Source organism: Mesorhizobium sp. UC74_2, from assembly GCF_042701485.1.
GTDB lineage: Bacteria > Pseudomonadota > Alphaproteobacteria > Rhizobiales > Rhizobiaceae > Mesorhizobium.
On sequence record NZ_CP170562.1, the window covers coordinates 4,415,671 to 4,438,272 of the forward strand.

Annotated in this window: 21 protein-coding genes and 1 pseudogene; 14 read left to right on the forward strand and 8 right to left on the reverse strand. The window is 63.7% G+C overall.

The features are described 5' to 3' along the window. The first annotated feature begins 93 nt into the window (after positions 1–93). From ACFJIU_RS21385 to ACFJIU_RS21395, 3 genes are all read left to right on the forward strand, one after another. On the forward strand, positions 94–2,091 hold the full coding sequence (locus tag ACFJIU_RS21385; RefSeq protein WP_379063301.1) for a putative bifunctional diguanylate cyclase/phosphodiesterase: 1,998 nt from the start codon (positions 94–96) through the stop codon (positions 2,089–2,091). Between the two features lie 135 nt (positions 2,092–2,226). Next, positions 2,227–3,039, forward strand: a complete 813-nt coding sequence (locus tag ACFJIU_RS21390) for a hypothetical protein (protein ID WP_379063303.1) — start codon at positions 2,227–2,229, stop codon at positions 3,037–3,039. An 89-nt stretch (positions 3,040–3,128) separates the two neighbouring features. Next, the gene (locus ACFJIU_RS21395; protein WP_379063305.1) at positions 3,129–3,518 is read left to right on the forward strand and encodes a DUF930 domain-containing protein; all 390 of its coding nucleotides are present in this window, start codon (positions 3,129–3,131) and stop codon (positions 3,516–3,518) included. Between the two features lie 278 nt (positions 3,519–3,796). On the opposite strand, the gene ACFJIU_RS21400 is transcribed toward ACFJIU_RS21395, so the two are convergent. The 3 genes and pseudogenes from ACFJIU_RS21400 to ACFJIU_RS21410 all read right to left on the reverse strand — a co-directional run bounded on the left by ACFJIU_RS21400 (position 3,797) and on the right by ACFJIU_RS21410 (position 7,630). After that, entirely contained in the window at positions 3,797–5,779 is a 1,983-nt protein-coding gene (locus ACFJIU_RS21400) for an FAD-dependent oxidoreductase (protein ID WP_379063307.1), read from the reverse strand. Positions 5,780–5,980: 201 nt separating this feature from the next. Then, positions 5,981–6,983 (reverse strand): annotated as a pseudogene (locus ACFJIU_RS21405) (anion permease). Positions 6,984–6,988: 5 nt separating this feature from the next. After that, positions 6,989–7,630 carry a DUF47 domain-containing protein gene (locus ACFJIU_RS21410; RefSeq protein WP_144378042.1) on the reverse strand — a complete coding sequence of 214 codons (642 nt, stop codon included), beginning with the start codon at positions 7,628–7,630 and terminating at the stop codon, positions 6,989–6,991. 296 nt (positions 7,631–7,926) lie between these two features. Between ACFJIU_RS21410 and ACFJIU_RS21415 the strand changes: the two genes are divergently transcribed. Continuing rightward, the gene (locus ACFJIU_RS21415; protein WP_379063309.1) at positions 7,927–9,147 is read left to right on the forward strand and encodes a calcium-binding protein; all 1,221 of its coding nucleotides are present in this window, start codon (positions 7,927–7,929) and stop codon (positions 9,145–9,147) included. 114 nt (positions 9,148–9,261) lie between these two features. Here ACFJIU_RS21415 and ACFJIU_RS21420 read toward each other — a convergent pair whose 3' ends face one another. Beyond that, a complete protein-coding gene (locus ACFJIU_RS21420; protein WP_379063311.1) occupies positions 9,262–9,678 on the reverse strand; it encodes a VOC family protein in 417 nt (138 codons plus the stop codon). Positions 9,679–9,867: 189 nt separating this feature from the next. Here ACFJIU_RS21420 and ACFJIU_RS21425 point away from each other — a divergent pair, with 189 nt between their 5' ends. The 4 genes from ACFJIU_RS21425 (at position 9,868) to ACFJIU_RS21440 (ending at position 13,562) form a co-directional block, all read left to right on the forward strand. Continuing rightward, a complete protein-coding gene (locus tag ACFJIU_RS21425; protein ID WP_379063313.1) occupies positions 9,868–10,926 on the forward strand; it encodes an aminopeptidase in 1,059 nt (352 codons plus the stop codon). A 90-nt stretch (positions 10,927–11,016) separates the two neighbouring features. Further along, positions 11,017–12,036: an RNA polymerase subunit sigma-70 gene (locus ACFJIU_RS21430; RefSeq protein WP_379063315.1), complete on the forward strand. Its 1,020-nt coding sequence runs from the start codon at positions 11,017–11,019 to the stop codon at positions 12,034–12,036. A 334-nt stretch (positions 12,037–12,370) separates the two neighbouring features. Next, positions 12,371–12,694 carry a GIY-YIG nuclease family protein gene (locus ACFJIU_RS21435; RefSeq protein WP_379063317.1) on the forward strand — a complete coding sequence of 108 codons (324 nt, stop codon included), beginning with the start codon at positions 12,371–12,373 and terminating at the stop codon, positions 12,692–12,694. A gap of 289 nt (positions 12,695–12,983) precedes the next feature. Then, complete coding sequence (locus tag ACFJIU_RS21440; RefSeq protein ID WP_379063319.1) at positions 12,984–13,562, forward strand: dihydrofolate reductase family protein; 579 nt, start codon at positions 12,984–12,986, stop codon at positions 13,560–13,562. A gap of 156 nt (positions 13,563–13,718) precedes the next feature. On the opposite strand, the gene ACFJIU_RS21445 is transcribed toward ACFJIU_RS21440, so the two are convergent. Next, the gene (locus ACFJIU_RS21445) at positions 13,719–14,162 is read right to left on the reverse strand and encodes a hypothetical protein (RefSeq protein WP_379063321.1); all 444 of its coding nucleotides are present in this window, start codon (positions 14,160–14,162) and stop codon (positions 13,719–13,721) included. A 200-nt stretch (positions 14,163–14,362) separates the two neighbouring features. On the opposite strand from ACFJIU_RS21445, the gene ACFJIU_RS21450 reads away from it, so the two are divergent. The 4 genes from ACFJIU_RS21450 to ACFJIU_RS21465 all read left to right on the forward strand — a co-directional run bounded on the left by ACFJIU_RS21450 (position 14,363) and on the right by ACFJIU_RS21465 (position 17,148). Continuing rightward, complete coding sequence (locus ACFJIU_RS21450) at positions 14,363–14,719, forward strand: ArsR/SmtB family transcription factor (RefSeq protein WP_379063323.1); 357 nt, start codon at positions 14,363–14,365, stop codon at positions 14,717–14,719. After that, positions 14,703–15,182, forward strand: a complete 480-nt coding sequence (locus tag ACFJIU_RS21455) for an SRPBCC family protein (protein WP_379063325.1) — start codon at positions 14,703–14,705, stop codon at positions 15,180–15,182. The genes ACFJIU_RS21450 and ACFJIU_RS21455 overlap by 17 nt, the downstream gene beginning before the upstream one ends. A gap of 146 nt (positions 15,183–15,328) precedes the next feature. Continuing rightward, positions 15,329–16,054 carry a phosphotransferase gene (locus tag ACFJIU_RS21460; RefSeq protein ID WP_379063327.1) on the forward strand — a complete coding sequence of 242 codons (726 nt, stop codon included), beginning with the start codon at positions 15,329–15,331 and terminating at the stop codon, positions 16,052–16,054. A 455-nt stretch (positions 16,055–16,509) separates the two neighbouring features. Next, positions 16,510–17,148 carry a LysE family translocator gene (locus tag ACFJIU_RS21465; protein ID WP_379063329.1) on the forward strand — a complete coding sequence of 213 codons (639 nt, stop codon included), beginning with the start codon at positions 16,510–16,512 and terminating at the stop codon, positions 17,146–17,148. A 419-nt stretch (positions 17,149–17,567) separates the two neighbouring features. On the opposite strand, the gene ACFJIU_RS21470 is transcribed toward ACFJIU_RS21465, so the two are convergent. After that, positions 17,568–18,209 (reverse strand): dihydrofolate reductase family protein, encoded by a 642-nt coding sequence (locus ACFJIU_RS21470; RefSeq protein ID WP_379063330.1) that lies wholly within the window; start codon positions 18,207–18,209, stop codon positions 17,568–17,570. A 259-nt stretch (positions 18,210–18,468) separates the two neighbouring features. Between ACFJIU_RS21470 and ACFJIU_RS21475 the strand changes: the two genes are divergently transcribed. Both ACFJIU_RS21475 and ACFJIU_RS21480 read left to right on the forward strand, forming a co-directional pair. After that, positions 18,469–18,798: an ArsR/SmtB family transcription factor gene (locus ACFJIU_RS21475; RefSeq protein ID WP_379063332.1), complete on the forward strand. Its 330-nt coding sequence runs from the start codon at positions 18,469–18,471 to the stop codon at positions 18,796–18,798. Continuing rightward, positions 18,795–19,283: an SRPBCC family protein gene (locus tag ACFJIU_RS21480; RefSeq protein ID WP_379063334.1), complete on the forward strand. Its 489-nt coding sequence runs from the start codon at positions 18,795–18,797 to the stop codon at positions 19,281–19,283. The genes ACFJIU_RS21475 and ACFJIU_RS21480 overlap by 4 nt, the downstream gene beginning before the upstream one ends. Positions 19,284–19,527: 244 nt before the next feature. Here the strand turns inward: ACFJIU_RS21480 and ACFJIU_RS21485 are convergent, their stop codons facing one another. Further along, positions 19,528–21,168: an ATP-binding protein gene (locus tag ACFJIU_RS21485; protein WP_379063336.1), complete on the reverse strand. Its 1,641-nt coding sequence runs from the start codon at positions 21,166–21,168 to the stop codon at positions 19,528–19,530. Next, positions 21,165–22,451, reverse strand: a complete 1,287-nt coding sequence (locus ACFJIU_RS21490) for an SIR2 family protein (protein ID WP_379063338.1) — start codon at positions 22,449–22,451, stop codon at positions 21,165–21,167. The genes ACFJIU_RS21485 and ACFJIU_RS21490 overlap by 4 nt, the downstream gene beginning before the upstream one ends. Positions 22,452–22,602: the final 151 nt, after the last annotated feature.

A 22,602-nucleotide genomic window follows, 5' to 3' on the forward strand; every position in this document is an offset into this window, starting at 1 on the left:
GCCAAGATCGCCCGCGCACGTTGGAGTTGTTCTGCGTTGAGGCCGGAAGCAACAAACGGCTTACAAAAGCCCTTCCTGAGAGGTCTCTCGGCGATGAGCAACTATGCAATGTCGGCAGTGGCTGAACTTGCGCCGGTGGAGCCGGCCATCCAGGCGCAGGCCGCGCCGGACGCCAACAGCCTGCGCGCGCAATTCCACGAGGAATCCCAGGCCGCGCGCCGCATGGCGGCCCGGCCGGGGCTCTACATCGCCGTCATCATCTACCTACTGTTCGCCGCCACTGACATTCTGCTGGTGCCGGACGTCGCGGCCTACACCATCGCCGCGCGCTTCGCCGTCGGCGCGGCCGCGCTTGTGACGCTGGAGACCCTGCTGCGCTTCGGTGCCGCCACGAAATGGCTGGACATCACCTGCGCCGGCGCGATCATCCTCGGCTATCTCGGCTGGCTGCTGCCGACCGCGGCCAGCAGCAATCATGAAAGCGTTTCGTACTACATGGTCTTCGGCACCATCTTCATGATGAGCGCCAACCTGTTCTTCACGTTCCAGTTCAGCTTTTCCGTCGTCACGTCGACGATCATCCTGCTGATCCTCTATGCCGTGAACTATTTCGTGCCGTCGACGCTGACCTACAAGCTGGTTTTCGGCGCCTTTTACATCTCCTGCTTCGTCTTCACCTCCTACATCAACTGGAAGCTGAACCGCGAACGCTACAACGTCTTCCTGAACGCGCTGGAGGCGCGCAACCAGCACCGGGAAGCCACCGAACGCGGCAAGGCGCTGCTCAAGCTGTCGCGCACCGATCCGCTGACGGGCCTGGAAAACCGCCGCGCGGTCGACGAGCGGCTGCGCGACCTGTGGAGCAACTGGCAGCGCCATGGCGCCACCTTCGCGGTGCTGCTCATCGACGTCGACTTCTTCAAGCGCTTCAACGACTATTACGGCCACCAGAAGGGCGACCGCTGCCTGATGGAGGTCGCCGACAGCCTGCGCCACCTGGTCGAGCGGCGCAGCGCCTCGATCGGCCGTTACGGCGGCGAAGAATTCATCGTGCTGGCGCAGGCGAAAAACCACGAGGAGGTCATCGCGCTTGCCGAGGAAATCCGCAGCGAGGTGGAAGCGCTGGCGATCACCCATAACGAGCGACGCGACGGCACCCAGGTGGTGACGGTGTCGATCGGCGCCGCCTTCACCCGCGACGAGGCCGGCACCAAGCTCGAGAAGATCATCCAGGAGGCCGACCGGGCGCTGTATCTCGCCAAGGCCGACGGGCGTAACTGCGTGCATCTGTTCGACCCCAACGATCCGCAGACCAGCGACGAAAGCGAGAATGTCGCGGCGCTTCTGAAGATCGCCATCGAACGCGACCTGGTTTCGCTGGTGTTCCAGCCGATCGCCAACATGCGCAGCGGCAGGATCGAGGCGATGGAGGCGCTGATGCGCCTGACCATGCCGGACGGGACGGCGGTGCCGCCGAGCCTGTTCATCCCGGTGGCGGAGCGCACCGGCATGATCCTGGAACTTGGCCGCTGGGCGATCCGCACGGCCTGCCGCGAACTGATGTCGAGCGAGCACATCCGCACCATCAGCGTCAACGTCTCCCCGGTGCAGCTCAAGGCGCCGGGTTTCGCCGCTTCCGTGGCCGCCGCGCTCGGCGAAGCCGGGGTGACCGGCGATCGCCTCGCGCTGGAGATCACCGAGGGGCTGGAGATGGAGATGCATTCCGATGTGCTGCGCTGCATCAGCGACCTCAAGCTGCTCGGCATCAAGGTCTGGCTCGACGATTTCGGCACCGGCTTTGCCGGCCTGTCCTGGCTGCGGCTGATCGACTTCGACACGGTCAAGATCGACCGCTCCTTCCTGCACGACTGCGTGACGCCGCGCGGCCGCGCGATGTTCCGCGACATCGTCGGCCTGCTGAGGAACCGCGGCCCGAAGATCCTGGTCGAAGGCGTGGAGAGCGAGGAGCAACTGGAGTTGCTGCGCAAGCTCGACATCGACCACGCCCAGGGCTACCACATCGGCCGCCCCGCCCCGGCGGAACGCATCCGCGCCCTGTTCGAGGAACCGAAGCGGCAGCGGACGGCCTAGGGGCCGGCCTGAACCGCCGCCCCCATCGTTCCTGCGTGGATTGCGACACGCTCCGGTCACCCCGCTGCAACAGTCCTACGCCCGGCGATCGATTTCGTGTATCGACATCGGACCGTCCTGCCGGAACACCGCGCCATGAAACTAGCCCTCGCCGCCTTCGTCTTGATGCTGCCCGCCCCGGCACTCGCCGAATGCGCCATCACGGATGCGCTGCTTGCCCAGGCCTATCCGAAGGCCAGGCAGGGCGACAACGGCCTGCTGGTCGACGGCGGCGACTTCCAGCGCGCGATCCAGCTCGACGGCGTGGTCTGCAAGGCGTGGCCCTGGCGGCCGGAACTGATGCTGGCCGCCGTGCCGCTGCTCGAGGCAAAACCAGCCGACGAGGGCTCCAACAAGGGCGATGTCGAGATCCTCGTCACCACCCGCGCCGGCAAGCCGCTGGCCAGGCGCATGGAGCCCGGCATGGCCTTCTCCGACGCCATCCGCTTCGGCGACATGAGCCTCGACACGGCCCGCTATGATGTCGCAGACGGCCAACGCGCCTTCGGTCTGCGCACCGTCCAATCCGGCAGTTCGCGCGTCAACCCCTATGAGGAACAGGCGCTGTGGCTCTACACTTTCGACAAGGGCCGCATCGAGCGCGTGCTGGACGGGCTGATCGTCGAGCACGGGCTTGGCGAAAACAACGGCAATTGCGAGGGCGAATTCACCACGACGAAGCGCACCATCACGCCCGGCCCGAAGACAGGCGCGCGCTACCGCGCCCTTGAGGTGGAACAGACGGAGATCCTCGCCACCTCGACACGAAAAGGCGACGATTGCGTGAGCGACGAACGGCCGGGAAAGGCCGCACGGTTCGAACTGGTCCATGAGAAGGGCCGTTACGTACCGTCGGGCAAGGCCGAGATCGACCCGCTTTTCTCCACGATCGAAATCGGGGAACCGTAAGCTGGACAAGGGTGTCGTTGTCGCCCGCGCGGACGAGCGACGTCGTGACGGGTTGATCAGCCGGCGAAAATATGGTGGCTTCCCGTGCCATGAGAACAGCTTTGCTCACCGTGCTCGCGCTCCTGACGGCGAGTTCAACCGCCCACGCCCTCGACAATCGCCTGAAAGCAGGGCTCCTGAAGCTCGATCCGCAGACGCGGCTGGAGCAGCGCTGCGACGCGGAGGTGCTCGACCGCATCACGCATGACGATCCGCACTACAAGGCCGACCGCGTCGTCGCCTATGCCTTCGGCCAGCCGGAAATGACCGACGACTCGATCAAGAGCAAGGTCGCGGCCTTCCGCAGCCGTGGCGAGTGGTACCGGCTGAAGTTCAAATGCGAGACGGCGCCCGATCACATGGAGGTGCTGAATTTCAAGTACCGGATCGGCGACAAGATCCTGAAAGAGGACTGGTCGAAATATTATCTCTATCCGTGACCGCAGAAATCGCGCTTTCGCGATTGTCTGTCACCCAGCATCGCAAGCTGCAGTGGAACGAAGAGACTGATCGCCGGCGCGATGGTCGAGATCAAGCCGGCCGGAGCGGACCCGCACGACACGATCCGAGCCGCAGCCGGATCAAAGGACGCCGGCCCCTCTGAACCGCTGGAACCCTAGAGCATTTTGTAGCCAAGTGGAATCACTTGGCGTTACAAAAATGCGACGAAAACAAAAACTTAGAGCGTTTCCGCGTTTCCGTGAAAAACGGAAACGCTCTAAAGGCCGAGTGCCACCTTGCGCCCGTCATGGATGGCATAGGCGGCCTGCCGCGGCGCGGTGCAGTCGCCGATCGCCGTGAAGGCGATGCCGCGGGCCTGGAGATCGACGGCAAGGCCGTCCTCAGCCCTGTTGGTGCCGGCAAAGACGAGCGAGTCCGCCGGATGCTCCTGCCTGGTGCCGGTGAGCAGCGATGCGATCGCGGCCGTCTTGCCATCCCAGTGGACGACGGCGCTCTCGGTCAGGAAACGCACGTCAAGTCTCGCCAGCGCGCGCCGCAGTGGTGCGTCGGCAGCCATGCGCTGCAATTCCTTGCCGACGAGCGGATCGGGTGTCACCAGCGTCACCGCGTGGCCATCCTCGGCTAACCGCCAGGCCGTGCCGCAGCCTTTCCAGTTGCCGCCATCATCGAGCACGATCACCCGCTTGCCGGGCCTTGCCTCACGCGCCATCACGGCCTCCGCCGAAAGCATGACGCCCGCGCCGGGGATCGCGTCGAACTGCGGCAGCGCCCGCTGGAACGCGCCATCCGGCGGCTGCGAGCCGGTCGCGACGATGACGTGGTCGACACCTTCGCGCGCGACATCGTCGGCCTCGACATACTGGCCGTAGCGGATATCGACCTGGAGCTTTGCGAGCTGGCGCTGGTACCAGTCGATCAGATCGATGATCTGGGCGCGGCGCGGCTGCATGCCGGCAAGCCGGAACTGCCCACCAAGCCGGTCCGACGCTTCCGCGAGCGCCACCCGGTGGCCGCGCTCGGCCGCCACGCGCGCGGCTTCCAGCCCGGCCGGCCCCCCGCCGACGACAAGCACACGCTTCGGCTTCGGCGCCGGCGTGAACCGGTCGCCGCCCCACTCCCATTCGCGGCCGGCCGACGGATTGATGACACAGCTGATCCAGTAGTCGCGCGAGCGCCGGCCCCAGCACATCTGGTTGCAGGACAGGCAACCGCGAATGTCCTCGGGCCGCCCGGCGGCTGCCTTGTTGGCGAGGTGCGGGTCGGCGATCTGGCCGCGCACGATGGAGACGAGATCGGCGCGATCCTCGCTGAGCACGCTCTCGGCATTCTCAGGCGTGCGGATGTGGCTCTCGGCTGTCACCAGGGCATGGCGCACGGTGGATTTCAGCACCGCCGCCAGATCGGCGCCGAGCTTTTCCGGATAGAGGAAGGTCGGCATGATCTTGTAGAAGTCGAAATAGCTGCCCGAGCCGCAGGTAACATAGTCCATCAGGTGATCGCGGTCGTGCCGGTCGATGATCTCGGCCAGCGCCTCGCGCGACAGCGCCACCTCGACATCCGGGTCGTCATTGATGGCAAGGCCGACGATGAAATCGTCGCCGCAAACACGTCGGATGCGGCTCATTACCTCGCGGCTCATGCGGGTGCGGTTCTCGAGGCTGCCGCCCCAGGCATCGTCGCGGCGGTTCGACCACGGCGTCCAGAACTGGTCGAGCATCGAATGATAGGCGGCCCAGACCTCGACCCCGTCGAAGCCGGCCTCGCGGCAGCGCCGCGCGGCCTGGACGAAGCCGTCGATCGTCTCCTCGATATCGGTTTCGGTCATGCGGTGCGAGCCGTCGGAATCGTGGTAGCTCGGCAGGCCCGACGGCGACCAGCCGGCATGGAAGGAGTTGTCGGCATCGGCGTGCTGGCCGACATGGTAGAGCTGCTGGATGGCGACGGCGCCATTGCCCCTGATCGCCTCCGTCACCTTGCGGAAATGCGGGACCACACCGTCATCGGATGGCCGGAAATTGCCGCGGGTCAGCACCGCCGCCCGATGCACGGGCATCGGCTCGACCACGATCATGCCGGCGCCGCCGATGGCGCGCTCGGCATAGTAGCCGACATGCTGCCGGGTCGGCAGGCCCTCCACGGCCATGTTGGCGGTGTGCGCGCCAAAGACGATGCGGTTACGCAGGGTCTTGCCGCGCAAGGTGACCGGCGTGAACAGACGCCTGAATTGCCGTTCGGACATTCTGCCTCCCTGGGGCGTTGCACGCGCCGGTACCCGCTGCCATTTCGCCTGCCACGGCAGGACGATGCCGCCCATGGACCGACAATCGGGGCCGGCAGTCAATGTGAACGAAATTCCCGCGCGGTTGAGCCAGGGGCAACCGAGCCGAATAAGGGCAACCTGCCCTTCCGCATTTTTCAGGGTATCCGAGGGGTTTTCCGGCTAGAACAGGCTGAGCGCCAGGTAGGTCAGGGCGGCGATCGCGGCGGTGGCCGGCAAGGTCACCACCCGAGGCGATGACGATATTGCCGGCAATGCCCCAGCGCACGGCCGAAACGCGGCGCGCCGCCCCGACGCCGATGATCGCGCCGGTAATGGTGTGCGTGGTCGAGACCGGAATGCCGAGCCAGGTCGCCGCGAACAGGGTGATGGCGCCGCCGGTTTCGGCGCAGAAGCCCTGCATGGGATTGAGCCTGGTGATCTTGGAGCCCATCGTGTGCACGATGCGCCAGCCGCCGAACAGCGTGCCGATGGCCAGCGCGCTCTGGCAGGTGATGACCACCCAGAACGGCACGTAGAATGTGTCGCCGAGCATGCCCTGCGAATAGAGCAGCACCGCGATGATGCCCATGGTCTTCTGCGCATCGTTGCCGCCATGGCCGAGCGAATAGAGCGAAGCCGAGAAGAACTGCAGGACGCGGAAGGAACTGTCGACGGCGAACGGCGTCTGGCGCACGCACACCCAGGACACGATCAGCACAAGGACGAGCGCCAGCACGAAGCCGGTGAGCGGCGACAGCACGATCGCCGCCACCGTCTTCAAAAGGCCGCTCCAGACGATGGCGCTGAAGCCGGTCTTGGCGAGACCGGCGCCGACCAGCCCGCCGATCAGCGCATGCGAGGAGCTGGACGGGATGCCGGCGAGCCAGGTGACGATGTTCCAGACGATTGCCCCGGTGAGCGCCGCGAAGATCACGCCCGGCGTGACGATGTCGGCATTGACGATGCCCTTGCCGATGGTCTCGGCGACATGCAGGCCGAAGACCGTGAAGGCGATGAAGTTGAAGAAGGCCGCCCACAGCACGGCATATTGTGGCCGCAGCACCCGGGTCGAAACGATCGTGGCGATGGAGTTTGCGGCATCGTGCAGGCCGTTCAGGAAATCGAAGAACAGCGCGACGCCGATCAGCGCGACCAGGATCGGGAAGGCGATGGTCGGGTCCATGTCGCTCAGACGTTCTCGATGACGATGCCGCTGATCTCGTTGGCGACGTCCTCGAAACGGTCGACCACCTTCTCGAGCTCGCCGTAGATCTCGGAGCCGATCATGTAGGCCATCGGATCGGTCTTGCCGTGGCGGCGGAAGAGATCCTTCAAGCCCTGCTCATGCAGGTCGTCGGCGCGGCCCTCGACGCGCATCACCTGCTCGGCGATGGCGTTGAGCCGTGTCGCGTGGGTGCCGATATTGTTGAGCAGCGGGATCGCCTCAGCGACCAGCCTGGCCGCCTCGACGATGACGACGCCCATCTCCTGCATCAGCGGGTCGAATTCGCGCTTCTCGAACAACTTCACCGTCTTGACGGTCTTGTGCATCATGTCGATGGCGTCATCCATCGACTGGATCAGGTCCTTGATGTCGCCGCGGTCGAACGGCGTGATGAAGGAGCGGCGCACCGCCAGCAGCACTTCCGCGGTGATCGCGTCGGCCTGGTTTTCGAGCTCGACGATCTCCTTGCACCAGCGCTCGACATCCTTGCCTTGCAGCAGCTGCTGCAAGGCTTCCGCGCCGCCGACGACGGTGCGGGAATGCTGTTCGAACAGGTCGAAGAAACGGTCTTCGCGCGGCAACAGCCGCCTGAACCAGCCCAGCATGATTTCTCTCCGCATCGTCTGCAAGTCGGCAAGCCAATAACGCCTTTATGCCGGATAACGCAAACAGATAGCCGGCTTTTGAACATCCATTCGCCCACCCGGATCTGCGGCAGGCGGGACGGCTAAGGCCGCACCGGGTCATAAAATGGTCAAGTTCCGTATGCCACCATCGCTCCGATACCGAAGGGAGCGCATGCGCTCCGGCAGGCCATGGGACGGCAACGGGCCCGCCGAGGTGTCTGGCGCGAAGCACGCGCCGCAGGGCTATGGGGCTTGTCACGGAGATGAGATCCACCATGGCCTATATTCCCGGTACTGAAAAAGACGATCAGCTCTACGGCAGCAACGGCACCGACCAGATCCTCGGTTTCGGCGGCAAGGACCGTCTTTTCGGCTTTCGCGGCGACGACAGCATCAAAGGCGGCGACGGCGACGACCAGCTCTGGGGCGACGAAGGCAATGACACGCTGTGGGGCGATGGCGGTCGCGACGAGCTTCATGGCGGCGCCGGCAACGACACGCTGCATGCGGGCCTCGGCGGCGACGTGCTCGACGGCGGCGCCGGCAACGATACGGTGAGCTACGCCGACGCTCCCGGCTACATAACGCTCGATCTCGAACTGGGACGCGGTGTCGGCGACCCGTCATATTATCCCGACAGGGCCCAGGATACCTATTTGGGCATCGAGAATGTCGACGGCTCCGCCTTCGACGATTCCATGGTCGGCAGCACCGCAGCCAATGTGCTGCGCGGCGGCGGTGGCAACGACTTCCTCTCCGGCGAAGCCGGGAACGACACGCTCGATGGCGGCAGCGGGCGCGACCGGCTCTATGGCTGCGACGGCAATGATATGCTCGACGGCGGCGCCGGCGGCGACAAGCTGTGGGGCGGTACCGGCAACGACACCTATGTCATCGACAGCGCCGACGACCGCGTCGACGAAGCCGATGATGGCGGCATCCCTCCCGACGGCATCGACACCGTGAAATCGAGCCTGTCCGTCTCGCTCTCGAACACGACGATCTTCAAGGGCGACATCGAGAACCTGACGTTGACCGGCAGCGGCAATCTGAACGGCAGCGGCAACGACCTCGACAATGTCGTGACCGGCAACACCGGCGCCAACAGGCTGGATGGCCGCGCCGGCGACGACACGCTGGCCGGCGGCTTCGGCAATGACACGCTGGTCGGCGGCGACGGCAACGACACATTCGTGTTCGACAGCGCGCTCAACCCCGGTTCGAATGTCGACAGGATCGCCGACTTTTCGGTAACCGACGACACGATCTGGCTGGACAATGCCGTCTTCACCGCGCTCGGCGCGCCGGGCGCACTCGACGAGACCGCCTTCCATGTCGGCACGGCGGCGCATGACGCGAACGACCGCATCATCTACGACCCGGCCACCGGCCACCTGACCTATGATGCCAATGGCGACGCCGCCGGCGGCTTCACCGACTTCGCCGCGCTCGAAGCGGGCCTTGCGCTGACCAGCGCGGATTTCATCGTGGTGTAGTGCTTGCCCTCCGCCGCGCCGGGTGTGCCCGGCGTGGCGCTGGGAAGGACGCTCTGGACAGTTTAGCGCCGGCGAACGGGAACTCTGTCATTCCGGACGGTTTCCCGATCGCGCTCAGCCCTTCGCCGCCAGCACCAGCCAGGGCACGCCGAACCTGTCGGTGACCATGCCGAACCGCTCGGCCCAGTCGACCTCGGCCAGCGGCGTCGTCACGGTGCCGCCTTCGCCCAGCGCTTCGAAGATGCGGCGTGCCTCATCGGCGCCTTCGATGTGCAGGGAGACGTTGAAGCCCTGCATCGGCCTGTGCTGGTCGGCCCGCACGTCGTTGCCCCTGAGTGTAGATTTGCCGAGGCTGAGCTCGGCGAAGCGGACCTGGTCGGCGGCAGCGGCCGTCGATCCCGGCGGCAGCGCCTTGTCTTTATTGGCGCCGAACGTGTTCATCACCGTGATCACCCCGCCCATCAGCCGGGCATAGAATTCGAACGCCTGCCGACACTCGCCGGCGAAGGCCAGTTGTGGTGCGATGTTCATCTGCAGTTCCTCCATGTGCGGGCGGCACCGCCCTTCGCGGGTCGCCCTCGCCCGCCGCCCGCGTGCAACGTCGCTGCAGGTCGAACGCGGGGGCTAGCGCTGGGTTCCTGTTAAGTTGACCCTTCCGGGCCTTGACGAAAATCGCCGCGCCTGTTGAGACCGTGCCGGTGGAACAGGGCGGGGCAGCCGGTGAAGCGTGTTTTTCGTTTGCTCGTGGCGGCGGTCATGGCGTCCGGTGTGGCCGGCTGCACCAGCATCTCCTATTATGCGAAGTCGCTCGAGGGCCATGTGCAGATCATGGCCGCGCGGAAAAATGTCGGGACACTGATCAAGGACCCGGCGACGCCCGGGGCATTGCGCGCCAAGCTGCAATCGGCAAGCGCGATCCGGCGCTATGCGACGGAGGCGCTGGCGCTGCCCGACAACAGCAGCTACCGCAGCTATGTCGACATCGGCCGCGAGGCGGTGACCTGGGCGGTGTTCGCGGCGCCGCAGTTCTCGCTGACACCACGAACCTGGTGTTTTCCGGTGTTCGGCTGCGTGCCGTATCGCGGCTATTTCGACCGCAAGGAAGCGGCGGAAAACGCCGTCGCACTGCAGAAGGAAGGGTTCGACGTCCATGTCACCGGGGTCACCGCCTATTCGACGCTCGGCTGGTCGAGCGACCCGCTGCTCTCGACCATGCTGGGTCCGGACGACACCTTCCTGGCCAGCCTGATCTTCCACGAACTGGCGCATCAGCGGCTTTATGTGAAAGGCGATTCCGCCTTCAACGAGGCCTTCGCCGTGGCGGTCGAAACCAGCGGGGTGCGCAAATGGCTGCGCGCCGGCGGCAATCTCGCCGGGCTGCGCCGTTACGAAGCCGACCGCCGGCGCCGGGCCGATTTCCTCGGCCTTCTGGCGACGACCCGCGAGGAATTGCAGCAGGTTTATCAAAGCGCGCGAACGCCCGAACAGAAGGCGGCGGCCAAGGCCGCGACGATCGAGACGCTGCGGGCGCGCTACAGGCTGATGCGCGACAGGCGCTGGGCGGGATACCGGGGCTATGACGGCTGGTTCAAGGCCCCGATCAACAACGCCAAGCTCGCCGCCACCGCCGTCTATGGCGAACAGGTGCCGGCATTCCTGCGTCTGTTCGATCTCTGCTCCGGCGACTATCCGAGGTTCTACGCCGCCGTGCAGCGGATCGGGAACCTGCCGCAGCCTGCCCGCGGCAACGCGCTTGCGGCTGCAAAGTCGTGCCGTTGATCCGGGCGGAAGAAATCGGCAGCACTTTGTGCAAGCACGTGTGCCGTTTTAAGGTGCCGGGCGGCGGCCCTCCCATTCACGGTTCTCCCCATGCACCAGATGAGTGTCCAGAAACCAGCCGACCCCGAAAGCGAATGGCTCCGGCAGGCAAGGGCCGGTGACACATCGGCCTTCGACCAGCTGGTGAAGCCCTTCCGCAGGCGGCTGCACACGCATTGCTACCGCATGCTCGGCTCGCCCTTCGACGCCGACGATGCGCTGCAGGAGACATTGCTGGCCGCATGGCGTGGCCTGGGGTCCTTCGAGGCGCGCAGTTCGCCCGGCACATGGCTGACCAGCATCGCCACCCGCATCTGCCTGCGCATGATTGCCAAGCGCCCAAGGCGCCTGACGTCAGGCGATCGCGCCGCACCACTTCGCTCCACCGCCGAACTCGGCGAGCCGGTGGAGGGAGCCGTGTGGCTGGAACCGCTGCCGGATGGCGAACTGGCGGACGATGACGATCCGGCGGCGATCCTGCTGCGACGCGAATCCATCGGGCTCGGCTTCGTTGCCATGCTGCAGCAACTGCCCGGCCTGCAGCGCGCCGTGCTCTTGCTGCGCGAAGTGCTGGGCTACTCGGCCGCCGAAACCGCCGACATGCTTGGCACCAGTGTGGCCTCGGCCAACAGCGCCTTGCAGCGCTCGCGGCAGACGATGCGGGCCAGGACCGACATCGGCGAGAAGAAGCCCGTCGACCCGCAAGGGCTCGAACGGCTGCTGCAGGCCTTCGTCGCGGCCTGGGAAAGCCGCGACATCGCCGCGATGGTCGAGCTGCTCAGCGACGATGTCCGCTTCACCATGCCGCCGCTGCCGGCCTGGTTCGATGGCCGCGCATTCGTCGGACAATTCTTCGCCGAGCGCGTGTTCCAGACGCCCTGGCGGCTGGAGCCGCTGCGCGGCAACGGCCAGCCCGGCTTCGCCTGCTACATCAGGCAGGCAGGCGACGACCGTTTCCGGCCGGGCGGCGTCGTGCTGTTGAGCTTCGCCGGCGGCCGCATCAGCGCCATCGACAGTTTCATCGACCCCGTTGTCTGCCGCCGCTTCGGCATGCGTGACGAGATCGGCTAGGCGCGTTTCGGCTAGGATGAGGGAGGTGCCGGCACTCCCCCGCGCTTCAAAATAGAACGACCCTTGCACAACAGTCCTCATCCTTGTTCGACCGGGGAGATCGCGAACAGAGGTGCGTCCTTCGAGGCTCGCTTCGCGAGCACCTCAGGATGAGGGACGTGGGGTGAAACGGCGCTCAATATCTGAGACGTTCCAGAATTTTCACTCGAAAGGCACGACGCCCCTCATCCTGAGGTGCTCGCGAAGCGAGCCTCGAAGGACGCACCAAAAGCGGCTCTTCATTCTCCGGCCGGGCTCAGGATAGATTAGGCCTATCCAGCGGTTCGGGGTTGCCATGAGCCAGTTCGAGATGGTGGTTTACATTCTGCGCTGCATGGACGGTTCCTACTATGTCGGCTCGACCAGGCAAGACATCGAAGCCCGCGTCTGGGAACACAACAATCTGCCGATCGACAGCTATACAGCCAGAAGACGTCCGGTGACGCTCGTCTTTGCTGAAGCCTACGATCGAATTACCGACGCCATTGCGCGGGAACGGCAGATCAAGGGCTGGTCCCGCAGGAAGAAAGAGGCGCTCATAGCCCTGGCCTATGAAAACCTGCCTGAGCTTTCGCGCAGAGGGCATCTGGTTCCAAAACGACGGGATATGGATTTTTAGGTGCGTCCTTCGAGGCTCGCTTCGCGAGCACCTCAGGATGAGGGGCGTTGGGTGAAACGGCGCTCAATATCTGAAACGTTCCAGATCTGAGACGTTCAAGATCTGAGACGTTCCAGAATTTTCGCTCGAAGGGCACGACGCCCCTCATCCTGAGGTGCTCGCGAAGCGAGCCTCGAAGGACCGCTCCAGATTTTTTTGCCGCGACCGATGAGTTTCCGCATCGCGATGTCTCTAACGGAATGACAGGCCCCGAAAGGTTCGGGACTGCAGTTCTGGAAGGACATTTCCGATGGCCAAGCTCGTCGTCAGCATTCTGAGTTCCCTCGACAATCATTGCGCCGGCCCGGGTGGGCGGCTCGACGGGTTGCCGATGGGGCCGGCGTTCAGCGTCCACAACCTCGGGCTGATGCGCAGCGCCGGCACGCTGCTGTTCGGCGCCACCACCTTCCCGATGTTCGAGGGCTACTGGCCGAATGTCGATCGCGGCAGCGACCCGGTGCAAGGCGAGATCGCCGAGCGTTGCGACACGTCCCGCAAGCTGATCGTCAGCGACAGGCTGGTGGTGGCGCAAAGCTCGCCCTGGGCCGATGCCGAGGTGGTGAGCCGCTCACGCGCGCACCGGTGCATCGCCGAGCTCAAGGCGCAAGCCGGCGATGACCTGCTGATCTTCGGCAGCACCGTCCTGTTCAACGATCTGCTGCGGCACGGCCTGGTCGACGAGTTCCACCTTCTGGTGGGCAATGTCGTGCTGGGTGGCGGCGTGCCCACATTCCAGCCCGGCGTGACCGCACCGTTCAGGCTGCTCGGCCAGCGCCGGCTGCCAGGTTCGGACATCGCCGCCCTGCACTATGACTGCCGGGCGCGGTGACGGGGTTGCTGATCGTTTCTGGCGTGATCGAAAGGCGAGTTCGGCGCCCGCCAAAGCTGCCAGGGAGGATCCAGCGCGGGATGTTCTTCGGCGAAAACCGCAATCGGCGCCCAAGGGAAGCGGGCTGACGGCCCGTCTCCTCGACCTTCGATAGACTCAGAGGATGGCGTCGATCCTCACGGTCCGGCCGTTGAACTCGGCGGTATCGGATTTCTCCAGTCCGTCGATCGCCTGATAGAACGGCGCGCGCGGCGACAGGCCGGTCAGCTCGACGCCGTCGCAGGTGAAATGATCCATGGTGATGCCGATGACGAAATGGCGGCCATCGACGGTGACGATCGCGCCCGGTTCGACGGACTGCTTCGGCCCGAAGTCGAGCGTGTCCAGCGCCGCAACCTTGGCTTCGGCGGTGCGCACCATCTTCTCGAGGTCCTCGGCGAGCTCGGCCTGCGTCCAGGCCTGGGCCTGATCGTCAGCGTCGGTCGCTTCGTCCTCGAGCGGCTTGCTCGCCTGGAGATGCTCGGCATAGGCGGCCCTTGCGCCGTCCAGTTCGGCCGAGGCCAGATCACTCAACCTGCTGCGCACGCTGGCTTTGTTCATTCGCCGGACTCCCCCGGGCTGGCAACATCTGCCCACGAAGATAATGGCTCGCCGGGTTTTCGTCACCCTCGCATCCACCCCCGCCGGGCTTGCCCGCCAGCCGAGGACCAGCGGCCCGCTCCTGCCTCGCGGCAGACGCCGCAAACTCGAATGACCGGCGCACGCTTGCGCTTCCCGCGCGGGCGGCTATACTGAACTACATGGTTCAGTATTTAGATCTCCCCCTCGATCGCTCCTTTGCAGCGCTGTCCGATGCGACCCGCCGCGGCATCATCGACCAGCTTGGCCGGGCGGACGCGTCGATCACCAGCCTGGCGGACAGGTTCCAGATGACGCTGACCGGCATGAAGAAGCACGTCCAGGTGCTGGAGCGCGCGGGGCTGGTCGTCACGCGGAAGATCGGACGGGTGAGGACCTGCACGCTCGGCAAACGCGGCCTCGAGGCAGAGGCGGAGTGGATCGAGGCGCACCGCAAGCTGTTCGAGGCGCGCTTCGAAGCCCTGGACGCAATCATCAGCGAATTGAAACAGGAGGAAAACGATGGATCGGCAAGCTAGTGCCCGCACGTCAATCGAACGCAGGGGAGATCGCGAAGTCGTCGTGACGCGCCTGTTCGATGCGCCGCCGAGCACGGTCTACAAGGCGTGGAGCCGGCCGGAGCTGTTCCAGCGCTGGTGGATGCCGAGATCATTAGCCGGCGTTTCACTCGTCTCATGCGAGCTGGACATGCGCACCGGCGGGAAATACCGGCTGGAATTCGGCACGGGCGGTTCGGAGACCACGGCCTTCTACGGCAAGTATCTCGACGTGGTGCCGAACGAGCGCATCGTCTGGACCAACGACGAAGGCGAAGAGGGCGCGATCACCACCGTGACCTTCGCGGACCAGGGCGGAAAGACGCTGCTGACCTTCCGCGAGGTCTATCCCTCGAAGGAAGCGCTCGAGGAAGCACTGCAGGGCTCGCTGGCCGGACTGCCGGAGCAGCTGGACCAGCTCGACGAATTGCTTTCCGGAGAATAGCGGGAAACGCGGGGCCTGCTCTCCTATGAAACGGATACTTCCGACCGGGGACGCGCGCCCGGCCGGAAAGCGCCGCGTTTCGGCCGGTCCGCATTGCCCCGCATCCGCCGCTGATCTACTCAGGGCGCGGAACGGGGAGTTCGCCAATGGGATGGGAAGCACTGCAGCTGTGGGACGCCACCCGCATCGAGGCGCTTTCCGGCGGTGTCGCCAACGATGTGTGGAGCGTGCGTGTCGGCGGTGCGCTTGCGGTCGCCCGCCTCGGGTCGCGCAGCGATGCCGATCTCGCCTGGGAGGCCGGGCTGCTCCAGCACCTCGACCGCAACGGCATGACCGTGCCGGTGCCGATCCCGACGAGCGATGGCAGGCTGTTCGCGGCCGGCCTGACGGTGATGACCTATGTCGAAGGCGGTGCGCCCGAGACGGCGGCCGACTGGCGCCGCGTCGCCGACACGCTGCGGCAGCTGCACAGGCTGACCCTGGGCTGGCCGCAGCGCCCGGGCTGGCGCTCGTCGACCGATCTCCTGCACGCCACCACCGGCACCAAGATCGACCTGACCGCCATGCCGCCCGAAGGCGTCATTCGCTGCCGGGCGGCATGGGCGCGGCTCGCCGGGCGCCAGACCTGCGCCGTGCACGGCGACCCCAACCCACGCAACATCCGCATCACCGCCGACCGCGTCGCGCTGATCGACTGGGACGAAGCGCATGCCGACGTGCCCGACCTCGACCTGGCCTTGCCGCACAACGCCGCCGGGCTGGAAGCTGCCGCCTATGACGTTGCCGCGCAGGCCTCCGCCGCCTGGGAAGCCGCCGTGTGCTGGAACGACGACTATTCGAAAAGGCGGCTCGCCGAGGTGCGTGCGGTGTAGGGGCCGCCGCTCACGGGCTCTCCCCATGAACGACGGGGTAATCGCATGTGGCGCAAGGGCCCCCTCTCCGTCTCGGGCTTTGCCCGAGCCACCTCTCCCCCACTCCATGGGGGCGAGGAACCCAAGCTGGAAGAGCGCCGGCACCGAAACCGCGATTCCTCGCCCCTGCGAAGCGGGGGAGAGGTGGCACCGCGAAGCGGTGACGGAGAGGGGGGAACCCATATGCGAAAGCCCTGTCGTTCACTGGGTGCCCGGCAGGGCGATGAGGGCAGCGCCAACGCTGGCCGGGATGGAATGACCGGGGCCGGCCGGCTTCCGGATTGCATCGATATCCAGGGGAGCTTCACTCCTGCGGCCATGGAACAACCACGATTCCCACTGCCCCATTGCGGACGGCAGTGCGACGCCGCACTATCGGCTGTCCCGGATGAAGCGTCCGGCAAGGAGGAAACGCCATGCATGACCTTGCGATCCTGTTCTCCATCCTCGGAGTGTTCCTGCTCGGCGCCATCAGCCCGGGCCCGAGCTTTGTCGTGGTGTCGCGCATTGCAATTTCCAGCTCGCGCGCCGACGGTGTGATGGCGGCGCTCGGCATGGGCCTCGGCGGCTTCCTGTTCGCCTGCATCGCCATGGCCGGGCTGACGGCGATCCTGCTGCAGGTGGAGTGGCTGAACCTGGTGCTGCGTCTGGCCGGCGGCGCCTATCTGGTCTGGCTCGGCATCAACATCTGGCGCGCCGCGCCCGAGCCGATCGCGGTCGCCGAAACGGCGGCCGGGCGGCCGAGCACGCTGTGGAAGTCGTTCCTGCGTGCGCTGTTCGTGCAACTGTCCAACCCGAAGACGGCGATCTTCTACGCCTCGATGTTCGCAGCACTCTTGCCCTCGCCGACACCGACCTGGATGCTGTTCGCCCTGCCGCCGCTGCTCTTCCTCAACGAGACCATGTGGTACACCATCGTGGCGCTGGGCTTCTCCTCGCGCCGGCCAAGGGCCGTCTACCTGCGCTCCAAGACCTGGATCGACCGCTGCGCCGGACTGGTGGTCGGCGCGCTGGGGCTGAAGCTGATCACGGATAGTGCGCGGACGTCTTTGTGAGGGAAAGGGTTTGAGGGTACCGCAGAGCATGACCCAGCGCGGCGCCTCTATCTCCCCCTTGCGGGGGGTGAGAGGCCTGGTTCGCCGCAGGCGAATTGAAAGGTCCAGTGGATCTTTCAAAAGGCTCGAACGCCCGAGGCCATAGCCGAGGGCCGGGCGATTTCAGCAGCTTAGACGAGCACGCCCTTTAGGGCGGCGCAGGCTAAGTGCTAGAAATCGCAAGAGAGGGGATTTGCCGGCACAACTTTGGTGATCTGCTCCCCGTTGCTGAGCGGCTCTCCCTTATGAAACCCTCAGCTGAAGATCCCCTCTCTTGGATTTTCTACGATTTAGCCTGCGCCGCCCTGTGGGCGTGCTCGTCTAAGATCGTGAAAATCCTTTCTCCCCCGCAAGGGGGGAGATAGGGACAGCGCCCGGCACTACCGCCGAAACGTCAAATGAATAACCCCGCTCTCCGCCGTTTCCGATTCCACCGCATAGCCGTTCTCCAGCCCGCGCAAATCGTCCCACAGGCGGATGCCGCGGCCGAGCAGGATGGGGACGATGGCAACATGAAGCCGGTCGACGAGGCCTGCCTTCAGGAAATCGCGCACGGTGCTGGCGCCGCCCCCGATGCGCACGTCCTTGCCGCCGGCAACCACAACGGCCTGCTTCAGCGCCCCTTCCGGCGTGGTGGAGAGGAAGTGGAAAATCGTGCCGCCGGCCATCTCGATCGACGGCTTGTCGCGGTGGGTCAGCACGAAGACCGGGCAGCGGAACGGCGGCTCGTCGCCCCACCAGCCCTTCCAGTCGGGATCGTCGGGGAAATTGTGCAGCCCGAACATGCCGGCGCCCATGATCTCGGCGCCGATGTTTTCGAAATAGGCCCTGGCATAACGGTCGTCGATGCCGGTCGTGCCTTCGCCGCTGGTGTCGTGGAACACGCGCTCGCGCATCGTCTTCGTCTTGAGATAGGCGCCGACGAGGCGCATCCAGTCGGCCCCCATCGGCTGCTCGGGCGTCTGGTCCGTCGTTGTCGCGAAACCATCGAGCGAAATATTGAGATCGACGCGAACTGCCATAGGGCTCTCCTTTTTGTTTATGGGCCTGGATACTCCAGGCCCCCTCAAACGCCGGCGCGGCCCATCCGGGCCGCTTGGCTCACGCGCCAACGGGCGCGGCGCGCAGTCGCACGCTCCAACGGTCAAAATGACCGTTGGTAATGCGCCATACGCCCATCGCCGAGCTGACAGTAAGGTAGATACCTTTATGTTGGCCCGAAAGATAAGGCAAGTGCCTTTCTTTCATTGACCGCGCTCGGCGCCCGATCTAAAAAATCCGATGCCTTACCATTCAACCCCGCTCGACCTTGCCTTCCACGCGCTCAGCGACCCGACGCGGCGGGCGGTGGTGTCGCGGCTGGCCGAGGGCGAGGTGCCGGTCTCCGTGCTGGCCGAGCCGTTCGACATGGCGCTGCCCTCCTTCGCCCAGCACCTGAAGGTGCTGGAGGAGTGCGGGCTGATCACCTCGGAGAAGCGCGGCCGCAGCCGCTGGTGCCGGCTGGTGCAGGCGCGCTTCGACGAGGCGGCGAACTGGATGGAAGCGGAGCGCCGCAACTGGGCGATGCGGCTGGAGCGGCTGGATGTCTATCTGGATATGGAGAACCAATGAAAGACGAGGTTAGCCCGCTGCAGAGCTGGTCGCTCGATCGCGAGATCGTGCTGGTGAAGGTTCTGAACCATCCCCGCGCAAAAGTGTTTGCCGCCTGGACGAAGCCCGAGGCGCTGGCGGCGTGGTTCGGGCCGACCGGCCTTCGCATCGAGAGCCACGAGGCCGACATCCGCGAGGGCGGCATCTGGCGCTTCGACATGGTGGGCACGTTCGAAGGCAAGGAGCAGCGCTTCCCCAATCTGATGCGCTTCCTGGAGATCGTGCCGAACGAGCGCATCGTCATGGACCACGGCTCGGCCGACCCGAACGACCCCGACCGCTTCCGCGTGACGGTGACCTTCGACGAGCAGAGCGACGGCAAGACCATCCTGACGCTGCGCCAGCTCCACCCCAGCCGCGAACGCCGCCAGATCGTCATCGGCTTCGGCGCGGTGGAATATGGGCTGCAGACGCTGGAGAAGCTGGCAGTGTGGCTGGAGGGGTGAGTGTGGCATGCGCACACCAGCGGTGATGCCCAAGTTCCGATCGAGCGGCCGGTGCGCCTCATTGTCGCCTTCGGCAGCTAGGTTCGGACCATTGACGGCGCCTGAACAGAGCGGACACGATAACTAGGCGCCGCTCGATCTCCAGAGGCTTTCTCGCTATCTACCATTGCCTGTTTGTACTCTCCGCACAACGCGCCTTTGATGTCGTCGGATCCACGAATCTCGGAATGAAGGTCCCCTCGAATCAGGGGGGCGATATGGGATGCCAAACAAAAAGCGGTACGGGAGCCGGCAATTCAGGCCCAATTACGATGGCTTCTCCCGGCGCTAGCATTGGCACAAACTGCGCTGCACCACGATCAAGGTCGCCACATGCACGCTCGACCGTCTCGCGATCTTGATCATTCGTCAGGCGATGTACTATCAGCGTGCCAAGCTGGCTAAGAACATCCGGTGGTACGTCTCGCGGTCGCTGTGTGGCGAGCACACAAGTCAGCCCATACTTCCGACCTTCTTTTGCAATTACGCCGAATGCATCGAGCTTCACCGATGCGTATTCGTCTCCGATAATGCGGCCGAGGAATTGATGTGCTTCATCAAGGAATACTATCAATGGAGAACTGCGAAATGCTCCATTTCTTGCCTCGCCAAGCAGGAATCTGCCGATAACGTTAAGTAGAATTTCCCGAGTATTGTGCTCAAACCGCACTCCCCTAAACGATATGACAGCCACGTCACGTCGATCATCCACCAAAAACGCCTTTAACTCGTCGACCAAGGACATGCCTTGCTCACTAAACACGCATTGGAGTTCTTGCGACGCGAGTTGGGTGTTAATCCTAGCCATTAAAGTTTCGCAGAATGCCAGCGCACCAGTATCGGCTTTGCCAAAGAGCCCCGGATCACCAGTCATGTAAACGCACTCCTGCCGCACCTGCTCGGCGAGCCGATGAATGTTGAACGAACAACCAGGCACATGGAGCATCAGTGCATGATCACGCACTGCATCGAGGAACGGCTTGCGCGGCCTATTTTGCTTGACCACCAAACCTTCGCTAACATTGATCCCTTGAGGGATTATGCCAGCTAGGGCTGTAACCAATTTCAGGCTCCGAATTGCTTCGCGCAACTTCGGCCCCTGACTTTGTCCCGATGGCCGAAAAAGCAAGAAGAGGTCGTCTTCTGTCATGTGCTGATAAGGGAAGTGAACAAGTTGTTCACCGGCCTTTGCCGCATCGAACGTGTAGACCGTATCGATGCATGACATCCCCGCAAACTCACCCGTTGGATCAAAAACTACAGCCTTCCCACCTGCAGCCTTAAGTTGCTCGATCAGGGTCGCAAGCGTCCAACTTTTGCCGCCCCCCGTCGCGCCAAAAACGCCACAATGGCGACCAAATAGCTTGTCGGGCGGGAGGCTGACGTCAACGCCGTCAGCGGCATTTATACGCCCAATGCGAAGACTGACTTTATCCGAACCCGTGATCGCATTGCGAATGAGACTCGCGAGTAGACGGGGTTCAGCCAAGAATACCTCATCGCCGATCCTCGGGAAATGTGTGAGGCCTCGCTTTAGCCGGTCAGATTGTTGTTCAACTGTCGCAAGTAATTGTACTGATCCTATCGGATTGACGGCTCCCGTATCGCCAACCTTTGGCTCCACAGTTAATCTCTCGCCGTCGGGCAGACGTGTTTCTACGATCCGACCCAATACATATGATCTTTCGCAGTCGATAAATACAAAGTCGCCTACCGCACCGAGAGACGTGCCACGGTGCTCGCGTCCAAGCGCGGCATTGGGGAGATTTACGTGTATGTAGGAGGCGGTTACTCGCGTCACCGTCCCGATGTACCGGTCTGGTTCGATTGGATTGACTGGCTTCATGTATTCTGACCGCCCTTAGTATCTCGCAAGGCTCGCATACGCTGGACGTGCCTTTCGCGGTCAGTCTCGCCAATAAGGTCGGGCAGCGTGACAGCGAGGTCCTGGAAACGCCCATTCATCAGATGGATTCGCGCGTCGCCGGTATCCGCCAAACTCATAAAGGAAGCGAGGAAGCGATTCTTGGGGACAGGGAGTTTATCTAATTCGTATCCGCCTCTCTCCAACGCCTCACCTGAGACGAATGCTGGATCGCATACGACAAGCCGCAGCGACATATTCGATTCCACAGCGGACATTATCGGGCCACTTATATGATCATCATTGAAGCCAAATCCCGACACAAGCAACGCAGTGTCGGGTTCACGCAACGCCGCTTGAAAAGACGACAGCATGTCGAGATACGGCGCGTCGAAACTTTCCTGATATTTACTGGATCGTGGGTAGATGAGGACTGGGCGACCTGTCTCCTCCCTAGTTCGAAGGATTTCACCCCCCACGCGACGCCAATCAATCGAACCGTGCAATTTGTAGAACTGAAGTACGTTCTGGATGTACTCGAGCCCCTCACGTCCTCCATCTCGACGAACGATATCGAGCCCAAAATTTAGTCGATCGTATGTCTGTTCCAAACCGTGTGAGAAGCCGTCAATGAGCGTAAACCGCGTACGCCGCGCTACTTCCTCGAAGCAAAGATCGTAATTGGTCGTGAAAAGCTTCGCACGAGGTTTACGTGCTCCGCGCCGACCAATTTTCTGTATCAGTGCCGCGTGAGCGTCGAGGTTAGTGTATCGATCTACGAAATTGACGCGCGCCAGGATTGCCCGCTCAGCTTTCGGTGCGAATTCCGCTATCCGCCGATACCCCTCATCATGGCTGTCACCGTCATACAATTCTAAGTACATTCTGCACAACGAGAGAAGCTTCTCGATATTGCCGTCGACGCGCGTTTCCCCAAACATACCGACTATTCCGTCGAATGCTCTATGTCCGGTGGCCTCGCGCACAGCATCCCAAACCTGCGCCATACCAGCCGGAGTTGGTCGATCTGGCGAGTTGATTGCCGCAAATGATGAACCCGTACCGGTCAAGACAACTAGATTTGTCGCGTTAAGAAAATTCAGCAGCGCACTCGCGATCTCCTCCCCTGCCCCAATCTGAGGCTGTGTTCTCTCTTCAGTTGTGTCCTCAGATTGCAAGCTGTCGGAGTATTGCCGCCACCCTCGTCCAGGAACATAAAGTCTGATGTTAGATGGCGCCGTCGCTCTATCGACCCAATGGGACATTACGCTTCCTGATTTTAGGCCTGCTTCGGCGGCCTACCAGCCGCCAAGATAGTAGCGGCAGGATCTTTTTGCCGCGCATCTTTAAGTAGATGCACAATATCTTTATGATGCACGACTTATTTTACTTATCCACAAGAGCGCCTTTGCCAAG